The following is a 9,897-nucleotide window of genomic DNA, read 5'->3' as shown; positions in this document are numbered from 1 at the left end:
TTCAGCGTGCAGCCTGTTCGCGAATGGCGCGCTGGGTTTCCAGCACCTTGGCCAGCGCCGTTTCAGCCTCGGCACTCTGCTGCGGCACGCGAATCGCTGCCGACACCAGCGTGATCAGCTTGGCCATTACCTCGGCATCCGTGGCCGGGCGGCCCAGGCTCATGGAGTTCATCAGCAGGCGCAGTTCGGTGCCAGCCATGACCCCGGAAATGGCCTTGAGGGCAAATTGCAGGCGTACGCCCAGTTCATTGCGCGGCAAATCCGGCAGGGCCAGGGCGAAGGCTTCGAAGAAACGCTGGAACACCGGCTGGTAATGCACCTTGAGGTATTCCTGAATGAACGGCGAGGTGTCGCTGTAGACCCGGCCCAGGAAGCGGATGAACGAGCGCCCTTCCCCGCTGGCCGGGTCGCTGCGCTCCAGGCCCATGGCTGGGGCAAACAGCACGCCCAGGAGTGTGTCGCAATCGAGCGGGCCGTCGGATTCGGCTTCACAGCGCGCCAGCAACTCCAGGCGCTGCTCGTTGAGGGGCTCCAGGCGCTGCATCAGCAGGGTTTTCATCAGGGAGTCCTTGTCCCCGAAGTGGTAGTTCACCGCCGCCAGGTTGACCTGGGCACGCTCGGTTATCTGCCGTAGCAACACGGCGTCATAGCCGTACTTGATGAAAAGAGCCTCTGTCGCATCCAGCAGTCGAGTCTTGGTAACGTTTGGAGCGCTGAGTTTCTTCGCGACCATATGGGTTCCACGGCGGAAATATTGTTTTAAAAAATAATTTGATTTTTTATACCGGGGCGGCCCGTCGAAAGCAAGTAGTGACACTCCGCCATATCTTGCAAAGCCTGTATAACCGGGCTTTTGAGACGAGGCATGGAATTTTTGTGCGCCCCACACACGTGACGGCGAAATCGTTTCGAAGGGTAAAACCGCTCTACCTCCGTGGCTGGCGAAGCGTCAGGAAGGCAGTTACTATTCAAACAATATTTTAAAAACAAGAAATAAAACCAGTCCGTGACGCGTACAGGCAGCTTCCGAACTTGTTACAAAGGGTTTCCGGGAGCAAGGCGGTACCGTCGAGACTGCAGGCGTAGTCATGATGACACAGACCCCCGCGCAACCCGGTTTGATTTCCCTGCAAGGCATCGGCAAGCGCTATCAGCTCGCCGGGCAAGAATTGAGCATTCTCAATGACGTGTGCCTGTCCATCGCCAGCGGTGACAGCTGCGGCATTCTCGGTGCTTCCGGTTCCGGCAAAAGCACCCTGCTCAACATCCTAGGCTTGCTGGACCTGCCCAACTGCGGCCAATACCACTTTGCCGGCCACGATATTTTCAACGCCACCCCCGATGAGCTGGCGGCGATCCGCAACCAGCAGATCGGCTTCGTGTTCCAGAGTTTCAACCTGCTGCCCCGCCTGAGCGCCCTGGACAACGTCGCGCTGCCCTTGAGTTATCGCGGCGTGTCACGGCATGAATCGGTGGAACACGCCCAACGTATGCTCGCACAGGTCGGCCTCGGCGAACGCGCCCACCACCGCCCTGCCGACCTCTCCGGCGGCCAGCGCCAGCGCGTGGCCATTGCCCGCGCCCTGGTTGGCAATCCCTCGGTGATTCTGGCTGACGAACCCACAGGCAACCTCGACAGCACCACCGCCCAGGAGATCATGGACCTGCTGTTGAACCTCAACCGTGAGCAGCAGGTGACGCTGATCATTGTCACCCACGACCCTAACATTGCCGAGCGCCTGGAGCGCAAGATCCTGGTACGCAACGGCGTGGTGCATGAGGCCGGGCGCCCATGAGCCTGCGGGTCGAGCAGAGCCTCAGCCAGCTGCTGCACGAAGCCTTTATCAGCCTGCGTACCCTGGGCAAGCGTTCGATCCTGGCGCTCCTGGGGATCGTCATCGGCAGCTCCTCGGTGGTGGCGCTGATCAATATCGGCCACAACGCGGCGGTGGATGCCGCGATGATTTTCAAGGACATGGGCACCGACACGCTCATCGCCCAGTTCCCACCCAAGGGCAGCAGCAACGTGCCGATGCGCACCCGGCTCGACCTCGACGCCGTACGCCGGGCAGTGCCAGGCATTGCCCATATTGGCGCGCTCAGCCTGTTCAGCGGGCCCATCGTGTTTCATGGGCGCACCGCCAATGCCAACTTTGTCGGCAGTACTGCGGGTATCCAGGACGCCATGCGACTAGCGTTGCGTGAGGGGCGCTTCCTGTCACCCTTCGATGCCAACGAAACCTACGGGGTAATCGGTGACCAACTCGCCCAGGCCCTCGGCGCACCGGGCGACCCGCTGCAACTGGGCGACCGTGTGCGTATCAACGATTACCTGTTTCTGGTGGTGGGCATCCTGCACAACCAACCCCGAGCCATGCTGATGCCTGTGCAAGCCAACGAATCGTTGTTTATCCCCGCCGAGGGCATGCGCCGTATCTATGCCACCCCGCAGATCAACAACCTGATCATTCGCGCAGCGCAGGGGCAAGACATGGAACGTATCGCCAGGGACGCTGCCGCCGCGCTGCAACCCCAGCTTACCGACCATGACGTCGACATCACGGTGCCCCAGCAAATGATCGATGGCATGACCCGCCAAAGCCGCACCTTTGCCTACCTGCTGCTGGCCCTCGGCGCAATCTCCCTGGTGGGCGGCGGTGTCGGGGTGATGAACGTGATGCTGATGAACGTCTCGGAACGCCGCCGCGAGATTGGCATCCGCATGGCCCTGGGCGCGCGCCAGCGGGATATCCGCAACCTGTTTTTGCTCGAAGCGGTCACCCTCACCGCCGTGGGTGCGCTGTGCGGCGCGGTGCTGGGCATGACCGCTGCCTGGCTGTATGCGTGGCTGTCAGGCTGGGCCTTTGCCTTGGCAGTGGCCGCCCTGCCCCTGGGCGTGGGCAGCACGTTGCTGGTGGGTTTGTTCTTTGGCATTTACCCGGCAGTGTCGGCCTCACGCTTGCAGCCGGTGGAGGCCCTGCGCGATGAATAAGTACCTGCCACTGCTCATGCTGATCAGCCTGCCGGGCGTGGCCGCCGACGTGGTGATCACCCCCCAGGCACCCAGCACCACCCGCAGCGGCTACGAGCGCAGTGTCTCGCTGAATGCCCAAGCCACCACTATGACCCTGGGCGACGCGGTGTACCTGGGCCTGCGTAATAACCCGGCGATTCGCAGCGCCTACCTGCAACGGGTGGCGCAGAAGTTCGACCTGCGCGTGGCCGAAGACGTGTTCAACCCCAAGCTCACCCTTAACAGCTATTACCGCAGCACCCGCGGCTCCCAAGACAATGCGCGCAACGCCAACGTCGCGCCTAGCAGCAGCCTGCTGGGTGAATACGGCACACGCTTGAGCATGGCCTGGACCCAGCAGTTGAACAACGCCAACCGCGCCGGCCGCTACCGCAGCGACGGCCTGGACCTGGCGATCATCCAACCGCTGATGCGCGGCGCCGGCTGGGATGCCACCACCGCACCGTTGCGCCTGTCGCGCCTGGCCGAGCAGGCCAACCGCCTGAACCTCAAGGCCACCGTGGCGCAGACCATCAGCCAGATCATCGCCACCTACCGCGAGTTGCTGCGTGCCCAGGAACAGTTGGTGATCGTGCAGGAAGCCCTCAAGCGCTCCACGACCTTGCTGGAGGTGAACAAGGCGCTGATCAGCGCCGGGCGCATGGCCGAGTTCGAGATCGTGCAGACCGAAGCCGACATCGCCACCCAGCAATTGGGCGTGGAAGAAGCCCGCAACCAACTCGACACCAGCCGCCTGGCGTTACTGCGCCTGCTGGCCCTGGACCTGTCGACACCGGTGCGTGCCACCGAGGCCCTGGGAGCCAGCCCCATGGAGATAGACAAGCGCCAGGCCTTCAACCTCGCGCAAAACCAGCAACCGGAATACCTCGCCGCCCTGCTCGGCAGCCAGCAGGCCGACCTTAACCTGGTGATCGCCAAGGATTCCGGGCGCTGGCAAGTGGACCTGGTCGCAGGCGCCAACCAGATACGCGCCGCCACCGATAACGACGACGGCCATAACAATAACCGCACCTGGGACAGTTACGCCGGGGTGCAAGTGCAGATCCCTATTGGCGATATCAGCACGCGCCAGGCCGAAGTGCGTGCGCGGGTGAATGTGGAGGATCAGGAAATCCGCATCACCGACGCTCGCCAGGAACTGGAGCGCAACGTCAACAATGTGGTGCGTGACCTCGGCACCCGCTGGCGCCAATATGAAATCTCCAAGCGCGCCGTGGAGTTGTCGCGGCGCAAGATCGAGATCGAGCGGGAAAAACTCAGTGCCGGACGCTCCACCAACTTCCAGGTGCTGAGCTTCGAGACCGACCTGCGCAATGCCGAAAATGCCCAGCTCAATGCGCTGATCGCTTATTTGAACGCCCAGACCCAGCTCGATCTGACCCTGGGCATGACGCTGGAAAGTTGGGAAATCGCCCTCAATGACTATTAATAAAAAATCCCTGCTGGCCGTTGCCTTGGCCCTGTTGTTGGCCGGGGCGGCAGTCAGCCTGCTCAGCCAACGCGGCGGCGCCGAGCCAGCGAACACGGCCGAGCAGTGGCTGGCCGTGAAGCCCGACCCGCTGGTGCACCAGATCGGCCTGGTGGGCACGATCGAGCCGCAGACCACCGTCACCCTGACGGCACCGTTCGACGGCAATGTGCTGGCTAACCTGGTCGAACAAGGCCAGCGCGTCGAGGCCGGCCAGGTCCTGTTGCGCATGGACCCGGCGGCGCTGGAAGTGCAACTGCGCGACGCCCTCTCCGCACAACTCAAGGCCCGGCGCACCGTGCAGGAAATGCAGGACTGGGGCAGCAGCCCCACCGTCAGCCGCGCCCGTCGCAGTTTACGCACCGCTGAAATGACCGCGGGCAACACCCAACGCAAACTCACCGAGAGCGAAAACCTGTTCAAGCGCGGCATCATCCCGCGCAACGAACTGGATGACCTCAAGCAGCAAACCCAGCAACAGCAATTGGACTTGGCGGCGGCGCGCAGTGAGCTGCAACAAGCCCTGGACCAAGGCCAGGGCGAATACCGGCAGATCGCCGAAATGGAACTGACCAATGCCACGGTGAAGTACGAAGCCTTGCAAACCCTGCTCGAAGGCAAGGAGGTCAAGGCGCCCTTCTCCGGCATCGTGGTACCGGCACCCGGCAGCACCAACACGGCTCAAGGCGGCGGCAATAACAGCGCGCCGGTGCAGGCCGGCAGCAAGGTCAGCCAGGGCCAGGTGCTGTTCGGCCTGGCCAATATCGAACAGTTGAAAATCGTCGCCAAGGTCTCAGAGCTGGATATCAACCAGTTGCGTCAGGGCCAGGCCGTGGAAGTGATGGGCGATGGCTTTGATGGCGAACGGCTGACGGGTTCGGTCAGCGTGGTCAGCGGCTTGGCCATCGCCAGCGACAGCCAGGGCAGCGCGCAGTTTCCGGTGACCTTGTCGATCCCCAAGCTGACACCGCAACAGTTGCAGCGGGTGCGCCTGGGCATGAGTGCGCGCTTGACTATCGTCACCTACAACAATGACCAAGCGATCGTGATTCCCAGCCAGGCGATCCAGGCGGACATGACGGTGGAGTATCGGGCGGCGATGGACCAGCCGGTGCAGCGGGTAAAAGTGACCACTGGGCAATCGACGCCCCAGGGGGTTGAGGTGTTTGGGCTGAAATCCGGGTTTGTGAAAATCTCCAGATAAAAGGAGAACACCATGTGGGAGCAGGCTTGCCCGCGAAAGCGGTGTGTCAGTCACTGCATCTGTTACTGCACTAGCGCTTTCGCAGGCAAGCCAGCTCCCACATTCAAGCCTGTGCCAGCCTGGCGGCCAGTGCCTTGGCCTGCAGGGCCACATCGGTCACCGCCGTGCTCTCCCACCACATGCCCCGCAACGGCGGCCCCATGGCGAACAGTCGCGGGCTGACCTGGCCGCGAGCATCCAGCACTGCGCCGGACGCATCCGCCGCAATCCCCAGCGCCAACGGCCCAGGCTGGACCAACCCGCGCTTGAGCAATTGCTGCGGCAAAGGCCGGGCCACCCGGCGCCAGTCGTATTCGATGCCGCTGGAATTGATCAGCGCGGCGCCCCACACCTGGGTGATCACATCCTCGCCACGGTAGCGCACCGCAATGGCGACCCCCTCTTGCGACGTCATCAAACCCTTGAACGACGCCGCACGGATGCGCAACCGCCCTTGCTGGTGCAACCGCGCCAGCAACTGCGCGCTCAAGGGTGGCGAACGGTGATGATGGCTTTCCCACCAGGGCCGCACATGCCGCACGAACTGGCGTTTCTGAGCCTCACTGGCCTGGCTCCACAGCCGCGCGATATGCCCGCGCACCGTGTCCAACGGCGCCTGCCAGTCTGTGCCTTGCCCCAACGCGAGCTGGCATTGGCGTCGCACCTCACGCAGCAACTGTCGGGGGCTGCTCAGGCTGTGGTCGGCGGCGAGGAAGTCGTTCCAGCTCGGCGGTTGCCGGCGTACATGGGGCAACAAGCCGTGGCGCGAAAAAACCTCGATAGGCCCGCGATGGCCGGCCTGCTCCAGGGAGACCACGGCATCGACCATGGTCAGGCCCGAGCCGATGATCAGCACGGTCGATTGTGGGTCGAGACGAGTCATCGCGGGGACATCCCAGGGGTCCAGCGCGGCGGCATTCAATCCTGTGGACTCGGTCTGCGGAGTGCGCGCCGCCGGGAACATGCCAGTGGCCAATACCGCACAGGCGCCGCGCAGTTGCTCGCCAGTATCGAGAGTCAACAACGCCGAGGTGGCATCGACTTGCAGGTCTACCCCTTCGGCGCGGATGTGCTCGACGCTCGATGTAGAAAGCGCCTTGGCTTGCGCCAGACGCTGCTGCGCGTACAGGCCGAAAAGCCCCCGTGGCGGGAACAGCTCGCTGATGGGCACATGCTGTTGATACGACTCGGGCCATCCCCCGGCGCTGATGTAGTCGGTGAGCCACTGAGTGAGGTCGTCAGCATTGTCCGGGTCAACGCTCATGCGGGCGGCATTGCCGTTCAGCGTATGGCCCAATTCGACCGCGCTGTAGGCTTCGCCACGCCCCAGTTCAGCGCGAGGTTCGACTATCAGGATGCGCCGCGTGCCCGGTAGGCGCAGCAGTTGCACGGCCAGCATCGTACCGCTCAGGCCACCACCGATGATCAGCACGTCAGCGTTACGAGTTGATTGATTCATGCTGGTTCACCCTTACTGTTTGCCCAGACAAATGTCATGTCCCGCACCAACAACGGCGCGGTACTGCGACTCAGGACCACCCGCCCAGTATCCAGCACGTAGCTCTGAGATGCATAGTTGAACGCGACATTGACAGTGTGCTCAGCGATCAGGAGCCTCACCCGCTACTCGCGGGCATTAGCATGGCCTGGGCAATTAGGATTGTCTTTGACTGAAACGCTGCGAGAGCAAGGCGGGCCGTGGCAGTTGGCAATGAAATGGAGAGCCGATGCACAGACAGATACCGATGTTCGCAGCTTTTGGAAGGGTAAGATAAAACAATCAGCAGCTGTTTTTGTCATGGCGATCTATTGACAATTATCGCACTGGAAACAGCCACGACTTTCGCGTGCGTCCAAGTCTCCTCGCCATATGAAAACACTGGAAAATCACGCCAGAACAGATGGCAAGGACAAAACGTTGCATGACTTATCAAAACACTCAGGTTAGAAAGCCCTATACGACGTGATAGACCCTTTCTCCGGAGCGCCCCACAATTTCTCCCCCGCGCCTCACGTAATACGAAATAGTTGTCGTAGTGCCACCACGCAATGAACGTACTAATACGTCGATAGTGGCGCAAGGATTAGTGACCTCACGAAAACTGAACCACGTTCCGCCCTCCACTTTTTGGGAGCAAGCTACCTCGTCCTCAAGTTGGATACCGGCATAGGGGAACACGTGCATGTAAGCGAGTTTATTCTCGATATCGTGATTATTGAGCGTCCCATCAGGGTTCACCGGAGTGATCGAAGCATCAGGCAACGTCGAGCCAGGCAGGTTTGTAGCTGGATCAGGCAAAAAAATATCCATTGACTATCTCCTTCAATAAGTTAACTCGACTTGCGCTGATAGCACATCAACGATATCGAGAAACCAATCTAGCAAATATGACGAACGCTTAAACCTGTCAAACTCAACAGTTGACAAACAATAAAAACTGTCGACAGACACCTGACAAATTAATCAAATAACGACATTACGAACAAACTGCACCGCGACCTCACTATCATTGCGGTAGACGTGGCCTTGGCGGCTGGCAAACATAAAAAACTCGCCAGCGCTGACGATTATTTTTTCGTCTCCCACTTTCAGTGTCAGGTGACCTTCATATACAAACAACTGCACGCTCCACCCTTCCGGATCCGGCTCGGGACAGTAGCGATCCCCTGGTTCCAAGCGCATCTCCCACAATTCAACTTCACGTCGAGCGTTAGCCTTAGCCAGTAATACGGCTTTGCTGCCCGGGATCTCACCCGCCCAGGCCAGCTCGTTGATGCAGCTGTGATCGGGAGCATCCGGCGCCTGGATCAAATCACTGAACGCCACGTCCAACGCTTCGGCCACTCGGTCCAGGGTCGATAAGCTGACGTTCTTCTCCCCTGCCTCAATCGCCACCAGCATGCGCCGGCTGACCCCGGATTTTTCCGAGAGCGCGGTCTGGCTCAGGTCGGCGGCATGGCGCAGGCGACGAACGTTCTGGCTGACGTGCTGCAGGACCGAGGCCCGTTGCGGATTTTCTTTGTGCACTATATTGCTCAATAGGTGGGTGTGCGCAGTATACTGCCCAGCGTGCGGCGCATTGTGCGGTCCGTGCTTTCCCCTTGCAAGACCGAGCCGCCATGACCACCCCGAACTCGCCTTCGCGTTTCAACCGTTTCAGTAAAGCCGAATGCATCCTGGTGGTGATCACCATGATCTGGGGCGGCACCTTTTTGCTCGTGCAGCACGCTATGGCCGTCAGCGGGCCGATGTTTTTTGTGGGTCTGCGCTTCGCGGCGGCGACGATAGTGGTTGGGCTTTTTTCCTTGCGCACCCTGCGCGACCTGACCCTGTTCGAATTGAAGGCCGGGGTGTTTATCGGGGTGGCGATCATGTTCGGCTATGGCTTGCAGACCATTGGCCTGCAAACCATCTTGAGCAGCCAGTCGGCGTTTATCACCGCCTTGTATGTACCATTCGTGCCGCTGTTGCAGTGGCTGGTATTGGGCCGTCGCCCCGGGTTGATGCCCAGCATCGGCATCATGCTGGCGTTTGCCGGGTTGATGCTGTTGACCGGCCCGGCGGGGGCTTCACTGAACTTCAGCCCAGGTGAAATCGCTACGCTGGTCGGTGCCGTGGCAATAGCGGCCGAGATCATCTTGATCAGCGCATTTGCAGGCCAAGTGGATATTCGTCGGGTGACCGTGGTGCAACTGGCCACCGCTTCGGTGCTGTCGTTCATGATGGTGGTGCCCATGGGCGAGGCGTTGCCGGGCTTTTCCTGGCTGCTGCTGTTCAGTGCCGTGGGCCTGGGCTTGACCAGTGCGGTGATCCAGGTGGCGATGAACTGGGCCCAGCAAAGTGTTTCGCCAACCCGGGCGACGTTGATTTATGCCGGTGAGCCGGTGTGGGCCGGCGTTGTGGGGCGAATCGCCGGGGAGCGGTTCCCGCCGATTGCAATGTTGGGGGCGGTGTTGATTGTGGTGGCGGTGATTGTGAGTGAGTTGAAGACGAAGGGGCAGAAGGCCGTTGAGTTGGCAGAGGCGTTGGAAGAGGAGCGGCAGGGATAGTCCACGATCGACAGTAACCACGATGCGAAGCGAGCCGCTCTTGATCTTGCTCTTGATCTGCTTGTGATCTTGATCTCAGGCGCCCCGTTAAACCACGCTGGC

10 protein-coding genes and 1 pseudogene are annotated in these 9,897 nt (G+C 61.0%); 6 read left to right on the top strand and 5 right to left on the bottom strand.

The features are described 5' to 3' along the window. Position 1: 1 nt before the first annotated feature. A complete protein-coding gene (locus QK296_RS11885; RefSeq protein WP_003192146.1) occupies positions 2-733 on the bottom strand; it encodes a TetR/AcrR family transcriptional regulator in 732 nt (243 codons plus the stop codon). 355 nt (positions 734-1,088) lie between these two features. Between QK296_RS11885 and QK296_RS11880 the strand changes: the two genes are divergently transcribed. The 4 genes from QK296_RS11880 to QK296_RS11865 are packed head-to-tail and all read left to right on the top strand — an operon-like array spanning position 1,089 to position 5,706. Then, positions 1,089-1,796: an ABC transporter ATP-binding protein gene (locus QK296_RS11880; protein ID WP_032900746.1), complete on the top strand. Its 708-nt coding sequence runs from the start codon at positions 1,089-1,091 to the stop codon at positions 1,794-1,796. Beyond that, on the top strand, positions 1,793-2,992 hold the full coding sequence (locus QK296_RS11875; RefSeq protein WP_003192149.1) for an ABC transporter permease: 1,200 nt from the start codon (positions 1,793-1,795) through the stop codon (positions 2,990-2,992). Before QK296_RS11880 ends, QK296_RS11875 begins: the two co-directional genes overlap by 4 nt. Further along, complete coding sequence (locus tag QK296_RS11870) at positions 2,985-4,463, top strand: TolC family protein (protein ID WP_282390956.1); 1,479 nt, start codon at positions 2,985-2,987, stop codon at positions 4,461-4,463. The genes QK296_RS11875 and QK296_RS11870 overlap by 8 nt, the downstream gene beginning before the upstream one ends. Continuing rightward, positions 4,453-5,706 (top strand): HlyD family efflux transporter periplasmic adaptor subunit, encoded by a 1,254-nt coding sequence (locus QK296_RS11865; protein ID WP_192002766.1) that lies wholly within the window; start codon positions 4,453-4,455, stop codon positions 5,704-5,706. Before QK296_RS11870 ends, QK296_RS11865 begins: the two co-directional genes overlap by 11 nt. Positions 5,707-5,809: 103 nt before the next feature. Here QK296_RS11865 and QK296_RS11860 read toward each other — a convergent pair whose 3' ends face one another. After that, the gene (locus tag QK296_RS11860; RefSeq protein WP_282390955.1) at positions 5,810-7,204 is read right to left on the bottom strand and encodes an FAD/NAD(P)-binding protein; all 1,395 of its coding nucleotides are present in this window, start codon (positions 7,202-7,204) and stop codon (positions 5,810-5,812) included. 12 nt (positions 7,205-7,216) lie between these two features. Further along, positions 7,217-7,377: pseudogene (locus QK296_RS29055) on the bottom strand (ABC transporter ATP-binding protein); the annotation flags it as partial. A gap of 34 nt (positions 7,378-7,411) precedes the next feature. Here QK296_RS29055 and QK296_RS11855 point away from each other — a divergent pair. Beyond that, positions 7,412-7,558: a hypothetical protein gene (locus QK296_RS11855; RefSeq protein WP_157255546.1), complete on the top strand. Its 147-nt coding sequence runs from the start codon at positions 7,412-7,414 to the stop codon at positions 7,556-7,558. A gap of 141 nt (positions 7,559-7,699) precedes the next feature. Here QK296_RS11855 and QK296_RS11850 read toward each other — a convergent pair whose 3' ends face one another. Both QK296_RS11850 and QK296_RS11845 read right to left on the bottom strand, forming a co-directional pair. Further along, positions 7,700-8,056 carry a hypothetical protein gene (locus tag QK296_RS11850; protein ID WP_032900748.1) on the bottom strand — a complete coding sequence of 119 codons (357 nt, stop codon included), beginning with the start codon at positions 8,054-8,056 and terminating at the stop codon, positions 7,700-7,702. 153 nt (positions 8,057-8,209) lie between these two features. After that, positions 8,210-8,773: an XRE family transcriptional regulator gene (locus QK296_RS11845; RefSeq protein ID WP_003192155.1), complete on the bottom strand. Its 564-nt coding sequence runs from the start codon at positions 8,771-8,773 to the stop codon at positions 8,210-8,212. 92 nt (positions 8,774-8,865) lie between these two features. Between QK296_RS11845 and QK296_RS11840 the strand changes: the two genes are divergently transcribed. Then, positions 8,866-9,795: a DMT family transporter gene (locus tag QK296_RS11840; RefSeq protein WP_057710344.1), complete on the top strand. Its 930-nt coding sequence runs from the start codon at positions 8,866-8,868 to the stop codon at positions 9,793-9,795. Positions 9,796-9,897 lie beyond the last annotated feature (102 nt).

The organism is Pseudomonas sp. AL10 (genome assembly GCF_029960685.1).
In the GTDB taxonomy this organism is placed as follows: domain Bacteria; phylum Pseudomonadota; class Gammaproteobacteria; order Pseudomonadales; family Pseudomonadaceae; genus Aquipseudomonas; species Aquipseudomonas lactis.
The sequence above is the reverse complement of the archived record's forward strand: the minus strand, read 5'-3'. Positions and strand labels throughout refer to the sequence as shown.